13 protein-coding genes are annotated in these 18,665 nt (G+C 73.2%); 7 read left to right on the top strand and 6 right to left on the bottom strand.

All coding sequences use genetic code 11. The features are described 5' to 3' along the window. Window positions 1–6: 6 nt before the first annotated feature. The 4 genes from DCW30_RS05140 to DCW30_RS05120 form a co-directional block, all read right to left on the bottom strand. Entirely contained in the window at window positions 7–942 is a 936-nt protein-coding gene (locus DCW30_RS05140) for a carbohydrate ABC transporter permease (protein WP_062773985.1), read from the bottom strand. Window positions 943–961: 19 nt separating this feature from the next. Further along, window positions 962–2,290, bottom strand: a complete 1,329-nt coding sequence (locus tag DCW30_RS05135) for an ABC transporter substrate-binding protein (protein ID WP_076686315.1) — start codon at window positions 2,288–2,290, stop codon at window positions 962–964. A gap of 95 nt (window positions 2,291–2,385) precedes the next feature. Next, window positions 2,386–3,579, bottom strand: coding sequence for an ROK family transcriptional regulator (locus DCW30_RS05130; protein WP_076686318.1), 1,194 nt, complete (start codon window positions 3,577–3,579; stop codon window positions 2,386–2,388). Window positions 3,580–5,727: 2,148 nt separating this feature from the next. After that, entirely contained in the window at window positions 5,728–6,807 is a 1,080-nt protein-coding gene (locus tag DCW30_RS05120; RefSeq protein ID WP_062773977.1) for a mechanosensitive ion channel family protein, read from the bottom strand. 326 nt (window positions 6,808–7,133) lie between these two features. On the opposite strand from DCW30_RS05120, the gene DCW30_RS05115 reads away from it, so the two are divergent. Next, window positions 7,134–7,670 carry an HNH endonuclease gene (locus DCW30_RS05115; protein WP_062773975.1) on the top strand — a complete coding sequence of 179 codons (537 nt, stop codon included), beginning with the start codon at window positions 7,134–7,136 and terminating at the stop codon, window positions 7,668–7,670. Between the two features lie 77 nt (window positions 7,671–7,747). Here the strand turns inward: DCW30_RS05115 and DCW30_RS05110 are convergent, their stop codons facing one another. After that, window positions 7,748–10,798, bottom strand: coding sequence for a glycoside hydrolase family 84 protein (locus DCW30_RS05110; RefSeq protein ID WP_237283436.1), 3,051 nt, complete (start codon window positions 10,796–10,798; stop codon window positions 7,748–7,750). A gap of 368 nt (window positions 10,799–11,166) precedes the next feature. Here DCW30_RS05110 and DCW30_RS05105 point away from each other — a divergent pair, with 368 nt between their 5' ends. Genes DCW30_RS05105 through DCW30_RS05095 form a run of 3 tightly spaced genes read left to right on the top strand, consistent with a single transcriptional unit; the run spans window position 11,167 to window position 13,873 of the window. Beyond that, on the top strand, window positions 11,167–11,487 hold the full coding sequence (locus DCW30_RS05105) for a hypothetical protein (RefSeq protein WP_062773971.1): 321 nt from the start codon (window positions 11,167–11,169) through the stop codon (window positions 11,485–11,487). Beyond that, complete coding sequence (malQ, locus tag DCW30_RS05100; protein WP_076686321.1) at window positions 11,487–13,613, top strand: 4-alpha-glucanotransferase; 2,127 nt, start codon at window positions 11,487–11,489, stop codon at window positions 13,611–13,613. Before DCW30_RS05105 ends, malQ begins: the two co-directional genes overlap by 1 nt. 20 nt (window positions 13,614–13,633) lie before the next feature. Further along, window positions 13,634–13,873 carry a hypothetical protein gene (locus DCW30_RS05095; protein WP_062773967.1) on the top strand — a complete coding sequence of 80 codons (240 nt, stop codon included), beginning with the start codon at window positions 13,634–13,636 and terminating at the stop codon, window positions 13,871–13,873. Window positions 13,874–14,045: 172 nt separating this feature from the next. On the opposite strand, the gene DCW30_RS05090 is transcribed toward DCW30_RS05095, so the two are convergent. Beyond that, a complete protein-coding gene (locus tag DCW30_RS05090; RefSeq protein WP_076686323.1) occupies window positions 14,046–14,639 on the bottom strand; it encodes a TetR/AcrR family transcriptional regulator in 594 nt (197 codons plus the stop codon). 99 nt (window positions 14,640–14,738) lie between these two features. Here DCW30_RS05090 and DCW30_RS05085 point away from each other — a divergent pair, with 99 nt between their 5' ends. From DCW30_RS05085 to DCW30_RS05075, 3 genes are all read left to right on the top strand, one after another. Then, window positions 14,739–16,232, top strand: a complete 1,494-nt coding sequence (locus tag DCW30_RS05085) for an FAD-dependent monooxygenase (RefSeq protein ID WP_079250138.1) — start codon at window positions 14,739–14,741, stop codon at window positions 16,230–16,232. A 274-nt stretch (window positions 16,233–16,506) separates the two neighbouring features. Next, window positions 16,507–17,370 carry a DMT family transporter gene (locus tag DCW30_RS05080; RefSeq protein WP_237283572.1) on the top strand — a complete coding sequence of 288 codons (864 nt, stop codon included), beginning with the start codon at window positions 16,507–16,509 and terminating at the stop codon, window positions 17,368–17,370. A gap of 51 nt (window positions 17,371–17,421) precedes the next feature. Further along, complete coding sequence (locus DCW30_RS05075) at window positions 17,422–18,333, top strand: LysR family transcriptional regulator (RefSeq protein WP_076686325.1); 912 nt, start codon at window positions 17,422–17,424, stop codon at window positions 18,331–18,333. Window positions 18,334–18,665: the final 332 nt, after the last annotated feature.

Below are 18,665 nucleotides of genomic sequence, written 5' to 3'. Positions count from 1 at the left end.
GAATCCTCAGTCCTCCGCCGAGAGCAGTCCGGAGCGCTTGCGCATCAGGAGCAGGGTCACGGCCATGGCGATGGCGAAGAGCACGAGCGAGAGCACGCACGCGGCACCGGTGTTGAAGTTCTGGAAGCCCAGCTGGTAGACGAGCTGGGGGACCGTGAGGGTCGAGTGGTCGGGGTAACCGGGCTGGATGACGGAGCCGGGGCCGATGTTGACGCCGGAGGCGACCTTTCCTGCGACCAGGGCCTGCGTGTAGTACTGCATGGTCTGCACGACACCCGTGACCACCGCGAACATCACGATCGGCGTGATCGCGGGCCACGTGACGTAGCGGAACTTGGCCCACGCCCCCGCGCCGTCCAGGTCGGCGGCCTCGTACTGCTCCTTGGGCACGTCGAGCAGGGCGGCCATGAAGATGACCATCAGGTCGCCGATGCCCCACAGGGAGAGCATGACGAGCGAGGGCTTGGCGGTGTCCGGGTCGTTGAACCAGTTGGGCCCCGAGATCCCGACGGCCTCCAGGACCTCGTTCACCGGCCCCGTGCCCGGGTTGAGCAGGAAGACGAAGGCGACGGTGGCGGCGACCGGAGGCGCGAGATACGGCAGGTAGAAGGCGGTGCGGAAGAACCCGGCCCCCGTCTTGATCTTCGTGATCAGCAGTCCGAGCGACAGCCCGAAGACCACCCGCACGGCCACCATGACCACGACCAGCCAGAGCGTGTTCCACAGGGCCGGGCCGAACAGGGGCATCTGCTCGAACACGTACGTCCAGTTCCGCAGCCCCACGAAGGTGGGCTCCTTGATCTGGTTGTAGTGCATGAACGAGAAGTAGACGGTGGCGATCAGCGGATACGCGAAGAAGACGCTGAAGCCGACGAGCCAGGGGGAGAGGAACCCGAGCGTGCGCAGTCTGCGGCGCGCGGGGTTGGAGAGGGTCAGTGCCATGGCGGGGTCCTTAAGCTCTTCAGCTCTTCGACTGGAGGGTGTCGGCATCGATCTGCTCGTCGAGCTTCTTCAGGCCCTCACGCAGGTCACCCACGCGCCCGGCCTCCACGGAGTAGGCGAAGTCACCCAGCGAGACGACGTACGCGCCGCCGTTCACGGAGGGCGGCAGGGCCTTGCTGTGCTTGTTCCGGAGGATGTCGAAGAAGGTCCGGAAGGTCGGGTCGGCGTCCAGGTCCGGCGACTTGAGCGCGGCGAACGTGGAGGGCACGTTGTGGATGGCGTTCGCGAAGCTCACGACCTGCCGGGTGTCGGCGGTCAGGAACCGCACCAGCTCCCAGGCGGCGTTCTGGTGCTTGCTGCTGTGCGCGATCCCCGCGACGGTGCCCGTGATGAAGCCGCGCCCGTACGTCTCCGCCCGGTCGTCGGGGACGGGCAGCGGGGCCACGCCCCACTCGAAGTCCGCCTTGGCGTCCTTGAGCATCAGCCCGCGCCACTCACCGTCCAGATGCATGGCGACCTTCTGGGTCAGGAAGGCGTTCTGGCTGGACATCTCGTCACCGAAGGTGAGCCGGAACCGTTCGAGATCGTCGAAGCCGCCCTGCGCCCGCGCGAGCCTCCGCGCGGTCTTGAAGAAGTCGTACGTGGCGGGCTCCTCGGCCAGCCGTGAGTCGCCCTTCGCGTCGAAGTACCGGGGCCCCCACTGGGCGAAGAGCCGGTCGGGGCTGTTCTGGTAGAAGCGGAAGTTGGGCATGTACCCGACCTGCTTGTACGAGTTCCTGCCGCTGCGGACGGTCAGCTTCTTGCTGACCTCCTCGAACTCCGACATGGTGCGCGGCGGCCGCTCGATGCCCGCCTTCTCGTAGGCGTCCTTGTTGTAGTACATGCCGAAGGCGTCGGCGAGCAGGGGCAGGGCGCACTGGTTGCCGCGGTAACTGGTGTAGTCGAGCAGGGCCTTGGGGAACGTCTTGCGCTTGTCGAGCCCGGTCTTCTCCATGAACGGGTCGAGGTCCGCCCACATCCCGGAGTCGCAGTACTGCCCCACGTTGTTGGTGGTGAAGGACGACACCACGTCCGGAGCCTTGTCGCCGCCCGCGCGCAGGGCCTGGTTGATGGTGGCGTCCGAGACGTTGCCGGTGGCCTTGACGTCGATGTTCGGGTGCAGCTTCTCGAAGCGGGCGATGCTGTCGTCGACGGCCTTCACCTCGCCGGGCGTCGCCCAGCCGTGCCAGAACTTCAGGGTGACCGGCTTGGTCGGGTCGTCGTTCGCGCTGCCGACGCTCGGGTTGGCGCAGCCGGCGAGCATGAGCCCGGCTGCGGCGAGCGCCGCGGGTATGCGCCATCGCGGCATGGCGGACTTCCTTTACGGAGTACGGGGAGGGGGCGGGGCGGTGCTGTGCTCTGGTGTGCTCTGCTTCGGCGTGCGTGCGGGTGCCGGGTGTGGGGTCAGGCCGTGTCGAAGACCTGGTCGCGGGCCTGGGTGAGGGCCTCGCGGAGGGCGCCGGTGAGGATGGGGTCGCCGTCGAGTTCGCTGACGCCGACCTGGGGGCGCGGCAGGGCGAGGCCGGTCAGCTCCTCCTCCACCCGTGCGCGCAGCTTGTCGCCGCCGGCCTGGGCCACGGAGCCGGAGATGACGACGAGTTCGGGGTCGACGACGGCGACGACCGCCGCGATGCCGGTGGCGATGCGGCGGGCCACCTCGGTGAGGACGGCGTCGTCGGCGAGGGCGTCCTCCAGGGAGGCGCCGGGGCCGCCGAGCTCGCGGACCACGGGTGCGGAGACGAGGCTCTGGAAGCCGCCGCCGCCGTCGGGCCCGCAGGTCGCCTCCGGGCCGCCGCGTGCCAGGGGAGCGCCCGGCAGCGGCATGTAGCCGATCTCGCCCGCGCCGCCGGTCGCGCCGCGCAGCAGCGTGCCGCCGAGCACGATGGCGGCGCCCACGCCCTCGTCGAGCCAGGCCAGCACGTAGTTGTCGTGGTCCTGGGCGGCGCCTTCGTACTGCTCGGCGACCGCGGCGAGATTGACGTCGTTCTCGATGGCGACGGGGGTCCCGAGGACCGCGGCGAGGTCGTCGCGCAGGGTGCGGGAGTGCCAGCCGGGCAGGTGCGGGGCGTAGCGGAGCTGGCCGGTGTGCGGGTCGATGGCGCCGGGGGTGCCGATGACGGCCGCCCGCAGGTCGTCGTGGCCGAGCCCCGCCTGCCGCAGGGCGCCGTCGACTGCCTCGGCGACGAGCTGGGCGGTGCGGTGGCGCACGTCCTCGGCCACGGCGTCGGCCTCCACGCGCTCCCTGCCGAGGACCGTGCCGGTGATGTCGGCGACGAGGGCGGTGATGCCGGTGGGGTCGGCGGACAGGGCGGCGACGTGGCCCGCGCCGGGGTGGACCTCGTACAGCAGGGCGTTGGGCCCCGGGCGCCCGCTCTGGCTGCCGGTGGTGTGCACGAGTCCGGCCGCTTCGAGCCGCCCGAGGAGCTGGGAGGTCGTCGGCTTGGACAGCCCGGTCAGCTCGCCGATGCGGGTACGGGTGAGTGGTCCGTGCGCCACGAGGAGGTCCAGCACGGCCCGGTCGTTCATGGCCCGCAGGACGCGCGGCGTGCCGGGGGTGCCCGGGGTGCCCGGAGCCCCGGGGGTGCTGCCTGCTGCCATGACGCCACCTGCCTGTGCCAGTCGGCTGCCGCCGCTTAACTGTTAGGAAACTTTCCGAACTGTCCAACCGGTGTGGACGGTAGGCCTGGCGTGAATATGCCGTCAAGGGAAGGAGGCTCTGCGGCAACCAAGTCGTTACCTGCGGGGGTGTGGCGTTGCGCGGGGTGCGTCCCGGGCTTCGGCCGCGGCCGGGGGCGTTGCGTGCTTGCCGGGGCCGCCCGGTTCTCCGGGAGTGTGGCGGTTCCGCCCCGTCAGTAAAGGGCGCTCCTTCGTCGCGTCGGCTGCGCCGATGTCCCTTCGGGCCACCCTTGACTGCCGGCGCTCCACCGCAGGGGTTTTGCCGGCCGGGCGGCCGGGGTGGGGAGTCGGGGTCTGGTGGGTTGGGGGTGCGGTTTCCCTGCCGGGTGCGGACTAGTCCTTCTGGTGCGGGCGTCAGGGGGTGGCGGGTTGCTGCCGGTCCGGCGGTCCGGCTGGGTGGGTCATCGGCTGTCGCTGCCGGGTGCGGACTGGTTCGTCGCAGCCTCGGCGATGTTGATGGGCGCGCGGCCGGGTGGATCGGCTGGGCTCCGGTGGCGGTGTCGGGCCTCGCGGCCGGGTGCGGACCGGTCCATACGGGGCTCGGGTGAGGGGCAGCGCTCGGCCGGGCGGATTGGCGGACGGGCTTCGGTGGCGGTGTCGGGCCTCGCGGCCGGGTGCTGGCCGGTCCATACGGGGCGCGGGACAGGGGCAGCGCTCAGCCCGGCGGACGGGCGGATGCCCTCTGCGGTGGCGGTGGCGGTGGCGGTGGTGGCGGTGGCGATGGCGGTGGTGGCGGTGGCGATGGCGGTGGTGGGTCTGGGGCACGTGGGGGCGGGGTTGGTCCTCCCGCCCTGGAACGGAAAGAGCCGGCCGGCGCTTCGATTCGGTTGGTAGTCGCGGCCGACTGCGGACCGGTTCATATGGGCGGCAGGTAAGGAACGTGCTCGGCCTGGCAGGCGGGTCGGCCGGGGTCGGGCCTGCATGGGGCACGCGTGCCGGCTGTTGTATCCGGACCCGGGTCCGGGTCGGGGCGGTGTGCCGGCGAGTGAGACGATCACCCACCGCACCGGGACAGGAGGGCGGGGTGGCGGCACCAACTTTGCGCAAGTTGTGTTTCGCCCAACAGGGGGCGCACGCGGCAGAGAGTGCGCCATCAGCAAAGTAGGTCCCGCCCACACCACCGCCGCACGCCACAACACCAACGCCAGCCCAGCCCAGCCCTCCGGAGCCCGACACCACAACCTCGGAAAGCCACCAAAGGAGGTGCCCCAGCCCCCGCACTGAGGGCACACCGCCCACCCCGGACGTGACGGATAGGGGATCGCAGAAGGGCCCCCACTACCGCCAGAGAAACAGCAGGTCAGAAGCAGACGCCTGACCCCGACAGCGGGCTTTCCTGCACCGCACGCATGCACGCACGCATGCACGCACGCATGCACGCACGCATGCACGCACCATGCACTGCACTGCACACACTGCGTACGGTGCAGTGCAGTGCACGGCAATGACCAGCATCGCCCCCGACGCCGCATGGTCCGAGATGCCGCGCATCCGAGCCTCCGAGCCCGAGGCCCCCGTACCGGCGAATGTGATGACCGGCGAACCGGAGGACCAGCGAACCCGCGCACGGGCGAGTCGGAGGCCCGCCCCCGTGACGTCCGCGCCAGAAGGACTGGTCAGCACCCGGCAGGAAAACCGCACGGCCCATCCCACCTGTCCCACTGGACCGGCAGGCCCCCGTGCCCCCTGACGTCCGCACCAGAAGGACTGGTCCGCACCCGGCGGGAAAACCGCACGGCCCATCCCACCTGAGCCGCCGGACCGGCAGGCCCCCGTGCCCCCTGACGTCCGCACCAGAAGAACCAGTCCGCACCCGGCAGGAAAACCGCACCCCCAACCCACCCGGCCCCGCCGCCCCACCCCGGCCGCCCGGCCGGCAAAACCCCTGCGGTGGAGCGCCGGCAGTCAAGGGTGGCCCGAAGGGACATCGGCGCAGCCGACGCGACGAAGGAGCGCCCTTTACTGGCGGGGCGGAACCGCCACACTCCCGGAGAACCGGGCGGCCCCGGTGACCTGGCAAGGCTCCCGGCCCGGCGGAGCTCCCGGCCGGGCGGAGCCCCGAGGCTGGCGTTACTTCGACAAGTTCGGCGGCGGCGTGATGGGCGCCGTCGCCAGGGACTGCGGGGACGTCGTCGAGGCGTACGCGGACGGGGGCGCCATGCCCGCCGAGGGGTCGGGCGCATCCCCCGGCGGGGGCACCGGCAGGCCGCCCACGATGCGGATGCCCGCCGCGTCGAAGGCGCGCTTGACGCGCCACCGCAGCTCCCGCTCCACACCCAGCGACTGGCCCGGCATCGTCTTCGCCGAGACGCGGACCACCATCGAGTCGAGCAGCACGCTGTCCAGGCCCAGGATCTCCACCGGGCCCCACAGCCGCTCGTTCCACGGCTCGTCCTTCGCCATGGTCTCGCCGACCTGGGCCAGCGTGGACTTGACCTTGTCCAGGTCCTCGTCCGGACGGACCGTCACGTCGACGCCGGCCGTGGACCAGCCCTGGGAGAGGTTACCGATGCGCTTGACCTCGCCGTTGCGGACGTACCAGATCTCGCCGTTGTCGCCCCGCAGCTTCGTCACGCGCAGGCCGACCTCGATCACCTCGCCGGAGGCGACACCGGCGTCGATCGAGTCGCCCACGCCGTACTGGTCCTCCAGGATCATGAAGACGCCGGAGAGGAAGTCCGTGACGAGGTTCCGCGCGCCGAAGCCGATCGCGACGCCCGCGACACCCGCGGAGGCGAGCAGCGGCGCGAGGTTGATCTCGAAGGTGCCGAGCACCATCAGCGCGGCGGTGCCGAGGATCAGGAACGACGCCACCGAGCGCAGCACGGAACCTATGGCCTGCGAGCGCTGACGGCGGCGCTCCACGTTGACCAGGAGACCGCCGAGAGCCGTCCCGTCCACGGCCTGCGCCGTGCGGTTCATGCGGTCGATCAGCTTGGTGATCGCCCGGCGGACCAGGATGCGCAGGGTGACGGCTATCGCCACGATGAGCACGATGCGCAGGCCGATGCCGAGCCACGCGGACCAGTTCTGCTCGACCCAGCTCGCCGCGTTCGTGGCGCTCTCCTGGGCGTCCTCGAAGGTGGGTGGCTTCGGCGACGACGTGTCGTCCGGGTCCGCTCCGGCTGCCGAAAGGACGGACAAGAGCACGGCAGGTACCTCCAGGTATCGCGGCCTGCCCGGCGAACGAGAGAGCGATCAGCGGTGATCGACGATGTACCGGGGGAACCGGGCAGACCCACCACACTAACGGGGCATTGTGTGTGGATCGTTGTGATGTTCGAAGGAGGGTGGAGGGAGAGACGGTGCTCACCTGGGAAGGAAGGAAGTGACGCATCGTCGCCGGACGACCTGTGGTCGAAAACACTTCAAGGCCGTTACCGGCACATGGTGGCGCTTCGACCAGGCATGAGGGGAGACTGGCAGCAGATCGTCCCGGCGCGAGCCACGCGCCGCCGGCGTACAAGGAGGCATCCGTGCCGCATGTCCTGGTCCTCAACGCGTCGTACGAGCCTCTCGGCGTCGTACCGCTCCGCCGCGCGCTCGTCCTCGTCCTGGAGAACAAGGCTCTCTGCCTCGAGGAATCCGGCGCCTTCATGCACAGTGCCACACGCACCGTCCCCGCACCCAGCGTGGTCCGCCTCAAGCGGTTCGTACGGGTTCCCTACCGCGGCCCCGTTCCGCTGACCAGGCGGGCGCTGTTCGCCCGCGACGGCGGCCGGTGCATGTACTGCGGTGGCGTCGCAACCAGCGTCGACCACGTCATCCCCAAGAGCCGGGGCGGCCGGCACGCCTGGGACAACGTGGTGGCCTCGTGCCGCCGCTGCAACCACGTCAAGGCCGACCGGCACCTCATGGAGCTCGGCTGGCGGCTGCGGCACAAGCCCGCCCCGCCCTCGGGCCTCGCGTGGCGCATCATCGGGACCGGGCACAGGGATCCGCGCTGGCTGCCCTACTTGCAGCCGTTCGGCGCGGACGACGCGATGGCTCGGATCGATGGCATTTCCGCCTAGCAAACGATCCGGGCCTTCGTCGTAGAAGGGCGCGGGGGGGTGCGCATGCCGAGGGTCCGGCGCGCGCACCCCACCGCCTACTCCTCCGCCACCGCGTACGCCTCCACCGACCAGAGGGAGTAGCCGAACCGCGTGGCGCGCTCGTCGCCCTGGACACGGAGGTAACGCGTGTCACGCGCGTCCATGCGGATCGCCTCGCGCCCGCCCTTGCCGTCCCGCACCGTCGCGGCCGTCCGCCAGGTCTTGCCGTCGGCGGACGTCTGGACGCGGTACCCGGCGGCGTAGGCGTCCTGCCAGCGCAGCACGACCTGGCCGAGCCTGACCGGTTCCGTCAGCTCGACCTGCCACCAGGCGCCGTCCTCGACCGGTGAGGACCAGCGGGTCCTCGGGTCGCCGTCGTTGGCGGCCGACGCGGGGAAGTCCTTCGTCTCGTCGCCCGACGACGTCGCGCGCCCCTCGCGCGCCACGTCCGGTCCCGCCGTACGCGGGTAGGCGCGCACGGAGACCGTGCGGGTCTCGTCGCCGAACGTCAGCGGGATGTCGTACGTCCCCGCGCGCGTGCCCGGCAGGACCGTGATGTCGACCGGCACGTCGACCCGCGTGCCGCGCGGCAGCGTGGACTCCTCGGGCATCCGCACCCGGATGCCCTTCGGGGCCTCGGCCGTGAGTCTGCCGCGTATGTCGCCGGGGCGCTGGGGGAGCAGCCGGGCCGTGACGCGCCGGGAACCGCCGCCGATCTCCGCGTCCGCCTCGGCGCGCTCCAGCGAGAGACGGGCCTCGGGGGCGTCGGCGTACCAGGGGACGAGATGGCGGACCGTGCCGTCGGTGAGCGTGGTGCGCACGGCGTCGGCGCGCAACGCCCTGCCCCCGGCACCGGCGGCTCCGCCCTTGCCGCCGCCGTTGCCGCCCTCCGCACCCTTGCCGCGTCCCTTCGCGGCGCCCGCGAGGTCGACCTCGGTGAAGCCGCTCGCCGAGAGCGTGCCGATCCGCTGCCAGCCCTCGCCCGGCACATGCGCCTCGACGGTGCCCTCGGTCCCTGGGTCGGTCAGCGCCGTCACGGCGGCCAGCGTGTGCGTACGGCCGAACCGGGCCGTCGCGTGGTCCGAAGCCCGGTCGCTGTCGGTGCCCGCCCAGGCCGCGTACGCCTTCTGGGCCCGTGCCAGGAACGGGTCGAGCACGCCTTCGCCGACGGTCACCCGTTCGTCCTTCAGCTCCTCGCGCAGCTCCGTCAGTCTGCGGGAGGCGCGCCAGGCGGCGGCCCCGTCGCCGGCGGACTGGGCGCGCAGCATGTCGACGGCGGCCTCACCGGCTTCGCCGTACGCGCCGAGCTTCTCGATCCAGGGTCTGATCTCGTCGTCGAGGGGGCTGTCGGCGAGGCGGCGCGGGGCCTCACGCATGACGCCGAACGCCTTGCGCAGCGCCGTCGCCGAGTCCTCGATCCGTTTCCGGTCCGTCGTCGTGCGGGCCTGCCACAGGTCCCGCATGAGGGGGCGCAGATACGCGGACTCGTCGGCGCCGAGCACGGAGGACGCGTCGTTGCCCGCGAGGGCCCGCAGCGCGCCCCGCGCCTCGGGGTCGCCGCCCGCCAGGTCGTCGATGGCGGCGAGCCAGGACTCGTGGGGGCGGTAGGCGCGGGGGTTCCAGGCGTAGTCGGCGGCGGTGAACAGCGGGATGCGGGAGGCCGACGGCTGCTCCATGGCGTTGCCGAGGAGGGCGGCCGAACCGGTGGCGACGGCGGGCTCACGGCCGGTGTAGGGGCCGAGGAAGATGCGGTCCTGCGCGAAGTCGTTGACGGGGTAGTTGTCCATCGTGACCAGCGGGTGCGGGCCGAAGGCGTCCCTGGCGCCCGCGAGTTCGCGCCCGGTGATGGTCTTGGGGACCACGCCCACGCCCGTCCACGCCACCTGGACGCGGGTGTCGAGGTCGTCCGAGAGGGCCGCGCGGTACTCCGTCGTGCCCTTCTGGAAGTACTCGGTCGGCATCAGGGAGAGCGGCTCCGCGCCGGGGTGGCGCTCGGCGAGGTGCGCGGCCACGGCGTTGGCCACCCGGGCCTGCGCCTTCGCGGCGGCCCTGGGGCCCCTGCCGAACGTCTCGGCGTCCCGCTCGCAGTGCCACTCGCTGTAGCTGACGTCCTGGAACTGGAGCTGGAAGGCGCGCACTCCGAGCGCCCACATCGCGTCCAGCTTGCGGGTGAGGTCCTTGACGTCCCGGTCGGAGGACATGCACATGGCCTGGCCGGGGGCGACGGCCCAGGCGAGCGTGACGTGGTTGGCCTTCGCCCGCTCGGCGAGGGCGCGGAAGCCGGCGCGCTGCCCGGCCGGGTAGGGCTCGCGCCAGCGGGCCTGGCGGTAGAGGTCGTCGCCGGGGGCGTAGAGGTAGCGGTTCTGCTTGGTGCGGCCGAGGAAGTCGAGCTGGGCGAGGCGCTGGCCGCGGGTCCACGGGGTGCCGTAGAAGCCCTCGGTCAGGCCGCGCACGGCCGTGCCCGGCCAGTCCCGCACCCGGACGCCCGGAATCGTGCGGGTCTTGGCCGAGACGAGCTGGCGCAGGGTCTGCACGCCGTGGAAGAGGCCGTCGTCGCCGGTTCCTTCGAGGGCGACGGTGTCCCGTCCGTCGACGCGGCCGACGGCCAGGCGGTAGCCGCCGGACGGCAGGTCGGCCCGTTCGCGGGCGCCGAGCGCGCGCAGGGCCCGGTCGGCGCCGGAGCCGCCCGCCCGCACGACGAGGGTGCTGCCCGCGGGCAGCGGGTCACCGTCGCGGACCTCGGTGACGCGCTGGACGCCGGCGTCGCGCAGCAGCTCACGGAGGGCCTTCAGGGCGTACGGGTCGGAGTCCGCGCGCCCGCTTCGGGCGCCGTCGCCGGCGGCGGTCACGAGGACCACGTCGTCCCCCACGGTGACGGCCCTCCCCGCGGCGTCCATCGTCTGGGGGCGCGGCCAGACGGGCGGCGGCTGTGGCGCCGCCTCGCGCTCACCGCCGACGGTGTCCGGGGAGGTGGCGGGGGCGCCGGGTGTCCCCGGTGCCGCGAGGGCGCCCGGGGCTCCGCCGAGGGCGCCCGCGATGACGGCGACCGCGATGGCGGCCGCGCCCTTCCTGCGCCGCAACTGCACGGCCGCTCCCCTGTTTCCCATGGCCCCTGTGGCCCCTGACGTCACATGTGGCAGTGAGCCCACCACTGCGGCGGCCGAGGTGTCAACGGGAGGAGGTGTGACAGGAGTGATTCTTCGCGGAACCCACGCGAACACGGGCCCGGCCGCTGTAACGCGGGCCGAGGCGGCAGCACAGCAGGGCCCTGAACCGCCTCCTCCGGACGGCGCACATTTTCCCGGCTGGAGCAGCCTCGGAGCTTGATCTTCCGGAGTGAGCCGGGGCGCGGGAAAAACAACTCCCGCGCCGGGAACCTGACGTGACCAGCGTCACGTTGATACAACGTATACGTCTGCGGCCCCACGTATTGGGTAGGGCTGCCGTGACCTGCCCCCTGACAAGGAGCTCACACGTGGCCGCTTCCGCCAACCTCCTCCTCGACGCCCTCTCCAAACAGGTGCCCGGGCCGGTCTCCGGACAGGTGCCCCGGCAGTCGTCGGGCCCCGACTGGGCCAAGGCGACCGGACCGGACCCGGCGCAGCTCTCCGGACCCGACTCGGGCCTCGACGGATCCTGCTCCTGCGGCTGCTTCGAGCCGCCCCTGACCAGCGAGCCCCCGCTCGCCGACGCCGCGCCGCTCACCAGCGAGCCGCCCCTCGCCGACGCCGCCCCCCTCACCAGCGAGCCCACCTCCACCGGTATGGCCTCGGGCCTGGACTACATGGGGGTCTGATGGCCCTACCCCGGCTGGCCGCCTCGTACGGCGTGGCCACCTCCTACTCCCCGTCCCCGGGCCGCACGGTCCCCGCCGCCGACACGGCGGTGGTCGCGGCCCTCGCCGCCCTCGGCGTGGACGCGAGCACTCCCGACGCGGTCTCCGCCGCCCTCGCCGCGCGCGAGGCGGAGCTGTCCGCGCGTCTGCTCCCGCCGACCGTGGTGACCTGGACGGACGGCGCCCCGTCCGCCGCCCCCCTGCTCGCGGAGCTGCCGCACGGCACACGCGTGCGGGTCGAGGCGGAGCAGGGCGGGACCCACACGTGGGTGGCAGGCTCCGACGCGGGCCCGCCGCTGCCGCCGGGCGTGCACACCCTCCACGTACGGAGCCCCGACGGGCGCGAGGCACGGGCGCACCTCATCGCCGCCCCCCGCCGGATCAAGACCCCGCGGCGCCGCACGCACGGCCTCCTGGTCCAGCTCTACTCCCTGCTGTCCCACCGCTCCTGGGGCATGGGCGACCTCGGTGACCTGGCCGAGCTCGCCGCCTGGTCGGGCCGCGCCCTGGACGTCGGCTTCCTCCAGGTCAATCCGCTGCACGCCGCCGTGCCGAGCCCGCCAAAAGGGCCGGGCGGCGACCCCTCTCCGTACCGCCCCTCCTCCCGTCGCTTCCCCGACCCGGTGCACCTGCGCGTCGAGGCCGTCCCGGAGTTCACGGAGCTGCGGGGCGAGGCCCGGAAGCGGGCCGAGGAGCTGTGCCGCCGGGCCGAAGGGCTGCGCGAAGGGGTCCTCGGGCGGGGCGAGTCGATCGACCGCGACGCGGTCTGGGCCCTCAAGCGCGAAGCGCTCGAACTGCTCGCCGACGTCCCCGTCGGCCCCGGCCGCTGCGCCGCCTACAGCGCCTTCCTCGCCGAGCAGGGCCCGGCCCTCGAAGACCACGCCACCTGGTACGCCCTCGCCGAGACCCACGGCCCCGACTGGCACACCTGGCCCGCCGAGCTCCGCGACCCGGCGTCGGCCGCCACCACCCGCGCGCGCCGCGAGCTCCTGGACCGCGTCGACTTCCACTGCCGCCTCGCCTGGCTCACCGACGAACAACTGGCCACCGCCCAGCGCACCGCCCGCGAGGCGGGCATGGACATCGGCCTGGTGCACGACCTGGCGGTCGGCGTGCACCCCGGCGGGGCCGACGCCTGGGCCCAGCAGCGGCATTTCGCCCAGCGCATGTCGGTCGGCGCGCCGCCGGACGCGTTCAACGCGCGCGGCCAGGACTGGGGCCTGCCGCCCTGGCGCCCCGACCGCCTCGCCGAGTCGGGCTACGCCCCGTACCGCGCCCTGCTCCGCGGCCTCCTGCGGCACGCTGGCGCGCTGCGGATCGACCACGTCATGGGCCTGTTCCGGCTCTGGTGGGTCCCCGAGGGCCACGACCCCACCCAGGGGACGTACGTGCACTACGACGCGGAGGCCATGCTCGCGGTGCTCGCCCTGGAGGCCGCCCGCGCGGACGCCGTCGTCATCGGCGAGGACCTCGGGACCGTCGAGCCGGGGGTCCGCGACACCCTGCGCGAGCACGGCGTCCTCGGCACCTCCGTGCTCTGGTTCGAGCGGGACTGGCAGGGCACGGGCCGGCCACTGCCCGCCGAGGAGTGGCGCGCCGACTGCGTCGCCACCGCCACCACGCACGATCTGCCCCCGACCGCCGCCCGCCTCACCGGCGAGCACGTCCAACTGCGCCACGACCTCGGCCTGCTGACCCGCCCCCTGGCCGAGGAGCAGGGCGAGGCCGCCGCCGACGTCCGCGAGTGGCTGGGGCTGCTCTCCCGGCTCGGCATGCTGCCGGGCGGCGTGGGCTGCGAGGAGGACGAGATCCGCGCCGTGCACCGCTTCCTGCTCGCCACCCCGGCCCGCATGGTCGGCATCTGGCTGCCGGACGCCGTCGGCGACCGCCGCCCGCAGAACCTGCCGGGCACCTGGGACGAGTATCCCAACTGGCGGCTGCCGATCGCCGACGCCACCGGACGCCCCGTCAGCCTGGAGGAGCTGGCGGCCTCCCCGCGGCTGCACGCGCTCCTCGCGGTGTTCCGCGAGGCCGCCCGCGACGACACGAGGGCCCGTACGGCACCCCCGGGCGCGCACCCCGTTTAGGAGTTCGCTACGTTGGCACCGTGGACAAGAAGAACGCTCTGCGCGCCGGCGCCCTGGCTTCCGGCACGACGCTGATGATGCTGCTCATGTCGTCCCCCGCGCTCGCGGACATGCGGGACGACGGCGACGACCCGGGCCCCGGCCTGAGCGTCATCGACACGCTCGGCCTCTACGTCGTGGCCCCCATCGTGCTGTTCCTGGTCATCGCGGGCCTCGTGATGGTCGGCGACAAGTCCCGCAAGCAGCACAAGCAGGGCTGACGCGCGCCGCGGGGCCCGGTCCCGCCCGCCGCCACGACTTCCGCGCCGAGGGCGCCCCTGACCGACGTACGTACGCGTGCCCCGCGTACGTCACCGGTGAGGGGCGCCCTCGGCGCGCTCCGCGTCCGTCCCGTGGCGGCGGCTGACACGGACGGGCGTGCCGGGGGGCGGGCTACGGCCGCTCGGCCGTCAGATAGCGCTGGAGCGTCGGCGCGAGCCACCGCGTGACCTCCTCGCGCGTCAGCGCCACCGACGGCGGGAACCGCAGGACGTACCGGGTCAGCGCCAGGCCGAGGACCTGCGCGGCGCAGAGCCCCGCCCGCGTCGGAGCCTCCGCCGGATCGGGGCAGACCGCGCGCGCGACCGGCAGCAGCTGCTCCTCGAAGATCGTCCGCATGCGCTCGGCGCCCGGCTGGTTGGTGAGCGCCACCCGGAGGAGCGCGGTGAGCACGCCCCCGTCCTCCCACATGTCGAGGAAGTGCGTCACGAGGACCCGCCCGACGTCCTCGCGCGGCACCCGCGTGAAGTCCGGCATCCGCAGGTCGGCGGAGGTGGCGGCGGCGAAGAGGCCCTCCTTGTTGCCGTAGTAGCGCATCACCATCGACGGATCGATGCGCGCGTCCCTGGCGATGGCGCGGATCGTCGCGCGCTCGTACCCGTCCGCGGCGAACCGCTCGCGGGCCGCCGCGAGGATGCAGGCGCGGGTGGTGTCGGAGCGGCGGGGGGAGGCGTCGGCCGAGGGGGCGGCAGGGGCTTTTCCGGTCATGCCAACAAACGTAGGCCAACATGTGTTGACAGTCCAGAGCCGCCGGACTTACGTTGCCAACAGGCGTTGACCAACAAACGTTGGCATCAGGAGGCAGCCATGAACGGCATCGGCGGCACGGGCGACAGCAGCAGCATCGGCGGCATCGGCGGCGTGGACGTGGGCAAGGGCGTCGTCGTGGTGGGCGCGGGCCCCACCGGTCTGCTGCTCGCCGGTGACCTGGCCGCGGCGGGCGTCGCCGTCACCCTCGTGGAGAAGCGCGCGCACGGCATCAGCAACCTCTCCCGCGCGCTGGTCGTGCACGCCCGCACCCTGGAGCAGTTCGACGCGCGGGGGATCGCCGACGAACTGGAGGCCGTCGGGGAACCGCTCGGCGAACTGCGCCTCTTCGACCGCCTCACGCTCGACCTCAGCCAGCTGCGTTCCCGCTTCCGGCACGTCCTCGTCCTGCCGCAGTACGAGGTCGAGAAGGTCCTTGAGCGCCGCGCGGTGAAGGCCGGGGTGCGTTTCGCGTACGAGACCGAGCTCGTCGGGCTCACCCAGGACGCGCACGGCGTACGGCTCGACGTGCGCGGCCCCGACGGTGCGACGCAGACCCTCACCGCCGCCTACGCCGTCGGCGCCGACGGGCTGCGCAGCGGTGTCCGCGAGGCGGTCGGCCTGCCCTTCCCCGGCAGGTCCGTCATCCGCTCGCTGGTCCTCGCCGACGTCAGGCTCACCGAGCGGCCGCCGGCCCTGCTGACCGTCGACACCGCGGGCGACGCCTTCGCCTTCATCGCCCCCTTCGCCGACGGCTACCACCGCGTCATCGGCTGGGACCGCTCGCGGAACGTCCCCGACAGCGAACCGCTCGACCTCGACGAGGTCAGGGGGATCGTCCGGCAGGCCCTCGGGCGCGACTTCGGGATGCACGACGCCCGCTGGATGTCCCGCTTCCACAGCGACGAGCGGCAGGCGCCCGCGTACCGCGTGGGCCGGGTCTTCCTCGCCGGGGACGCCGCGCACGTCCACTCCCCGGCGGGCGGCCAGGGCATGAACACCGGCCTCCAGGACGCCGCGAACCTGAGCTGGAAGCTGGTCGCCGCCGTCGAGGGGCGGGCGCCGCAGGGCCTGCTCGACACCTACGAGGCCGAGCGGCACCCGGTGGGCAAGGCGGTCCTCCGCAGCAGCGGCGGCCTCGTCAGGTTCGCCATGGCCAAGCGGCCGTGGACGCGGGCGGCGCGCGGCCTGTTCGCCGCCGTCGTCAGCCGGGTGGGCCCCGTGCGAACCAGGGCGGTCGGCCGGATCACCGGTGTCGGCATCTCGTATCCGGCCCCGAGGGGCGCTCACCGCCTGGTCGGGCGTCGCGTACCGGATGTCACGCTCGCCGCTGGGCGGCTCCATGAGCTGCTGCGCGCGGGTGAGTTCGTGCTCATCGCGCCGCGGGACGTGGCGTTCGAGACGGGCAGGGCGGTCCCGGCCCACTGGTCGAGCGCCCGCCGTACGACGCTCCTCGTCCGGCCCGACGGTCACGTGGCGTGGGCCGCGGAGGAGGCGGACGCGGGGGCCGTCGAGGTGGCGCTGGGGGAGTGGGGCGTGAGGGGCGACGGGTGAAGGGGCGTGCGGGGTGCCGGGGTGAAGGGGCGTGCAGGGCGCCGGGTGGGGGTCGGGGTCGGGCGCTCGGCCCAACCGTTCGTCACGCCTTAATGGAAGCGTCGTAAAGTTTCGATGGACCTGATGAGTGTCCTGCTGTCACGGTAGTCCCGTACCGCACTCGACATCCCCGCCGCCCCGCGCGGGGAAGGCAGGCAAGGGATACCACGTGACACTCCTCGACCGGACCCCGCACGGCGCCGCTCAGGCCGCGGGAGCGAGCGCCGCCCGCCCCATCGGCGCCGGGATCGGCCTCGCGGTCCTCGCCACGGTCGTCTGGTCGGGCAGCTTCGTCACCTCCCGGGCGCTGCACGACACCGTGCCGCCCATCCAGCACGCGTTCTGGCGCTGGATCATCGCCATCGCGGCCGTGGCGCCCTTCGCGCTGCGGGAGACCTGGCGGCAACGGCGGCTCCTCCGCGGGCACCTGCGGTTCCTGCTGCTCTCCGCCCTGCTGGGCGTCACCGTCTACAACACCCTGGTGAACCAGGCGGGGACGACCACCACCGCGGGCAACATGGGCATGATCATGGCCGCCTCGCCCGTCCTGATGGCCGTGTACGAACGCGCCGGCGGGACCAGGCTCGGGGCGCGCCGCGTGACCGGCATGTCCGTCGCCTGCGCGGGCGTCCTGCTCCTCGTCAGCAAGGGCTCCCTCGCCATGGACTTCGCCGCCGGTGACCTGTGGACCATCGCGGGCGCGCTCGCCTTCGGCTCCTACAGCGTGCTCCTCCGGCGCAGGCCCCCGGAGATCGGCGGGCTGCCCTTCCTCCTGTCGACGTTCGTGCTCGGCGCGCTGATGCTGCTGCCGGTGTTCGTGGCCAGTTACGCCGTCCAGGGCGGCTTCGAGCCGACCGTCGCCACCGTCTCCCCGCTCTTGTACGTGGGCGTGGTCTCCTCGGCGGTGGCCTTCTTCGCCTGGAACAGGGCCATCTCGATCATCGGCGCGGCCCGCGCCGGCGTCGTCTACTACCTCCAGCCCGTCTGTGTCGCCCTGCTCTCCTACGCGCTCCTCGGCGAGTCCATGGGGTGGCTCCAGGTGCTCTGCATGGGCCTGATCCTCGGTGGGGTCGTGCTCGGCTCGGCCCGCACCACGTAGGGCCGGCGTCCGGTGGGAACGGCCCCTTCCTCCAGTCGGTACGTTGACCCCATGAGCGAGTGGGACATCAAGAAGCTGCAGATTTTGCGGACGTTGAGCGAGCGGGGCACCGTCACGGCGACCGCCGGGGCGCTGCGGATGACGCCGTCCGCGGTCTCGCAGCAGCTGTCCAACCTCGCCAAGCAGCTCGGTGTGCCGCTCCTCGAAGCCCATGGACGCCGGGTCAGGCTGACCGACGCCGCGCACCTCGTGCTGCGGCACGCCGAAGCGGTCTTCGCGCAACTGGAGCGGGCCGACGCGGAGTTGGCCGCGTACGCGCACGGCGAAGCGGGGGAGGTGCGGGTCGGGGCCTTCTCCACCGCCGTGCCCGCGCTCGTCGTCCCCGCGGTGCGGGCGCTGCGGTCGGCGGCGCCGGGCATCTCGGTACGGGTACGGGAGGCCGAGGCGGCCGAGGCGTACGAGCTCCTTGCCGCGGGGGAGGTCGACGTGGCGCTGTCCCTCGCGGTGCAGGCGCCCGCACCGTCCGACGCCGACACGCGCTTCACCCGGGAGTCGCTGGTCGCCGACCCGCTGGACGTGGCGCTGCCCGTCGACCATGCGCTGGCGGCGGCCGAGGGGCTGCGCCTCGCCGACCTGGCGGGGGAGCCGTGGATCTTCGGGGGCAGCGGGCCGTGGTCCGAGATCACGCGGGCGGCGTGCGAGGGGGCCGGGTTCACTCCCGAGCAGGCGCATTCCGCTTCCGGCTGGACGGCGATTCTCGCCATGGTCGAGGCGGGGATGGGGGTGGCCCTGGTGCCGCGGATGGCGGCGGTGCGGCGTGACGGGGTGGTGATGCGGGGGCTCTCCGCGGACCGCCCTCGGCGGCATGTGGTCGCCGCGGTGCGGAAGGGGGCCGCGGGCGGGGTGGCCGTCGCCCGGGTCCTGGCGGAGCTTCGCACCGCCGGCGCGGCGGTTGCCCCTTAGCGGGGGCGGCTCTCGGGGGCCTCAGCCGCGGCGCCCGCGGCTTCGGGCTCTCCCGCGCGCCCGGGACCCTGCGGTGGGCGGGTTGCCGTGTCGTCGTCTGCGGGCCGTTCCTGTCCTGTCCCGCGCTTCGCGCGGATGTCTCCCACCTGCCCGCCCGAAACCCCGAAGCACCCCCCGCCCGTCCGAAACCCCGGGTAACGGACGGGTGGGTGGGAAAGGTCTTCGGCGAGGCATAGCCAGGCGGCACGGCTGAACCGGGGGACCAGGCACCGCCCGCCCCCCCGGCCAGGGAGAGGCCAGGCCCCGGCCCGAGGGACCAAGCCCGCCCAGCC

Origin of the sequence: Streptomyces alfalfae, from assembly GCF_004127445.1 — a bacterium.
Taxonomy (GTDB): Bacteria; Actinomycetota; Actinomycetes; order Streptomycetales; family Streptomycetaceae; genus Streptomyces; species Streptomyces alfalfae.
The sequence above is the reverse complement of the archived record's forward strand: the minus strand, read 5'-3'. Positions and strand labels throughout refer to the sequence as shown.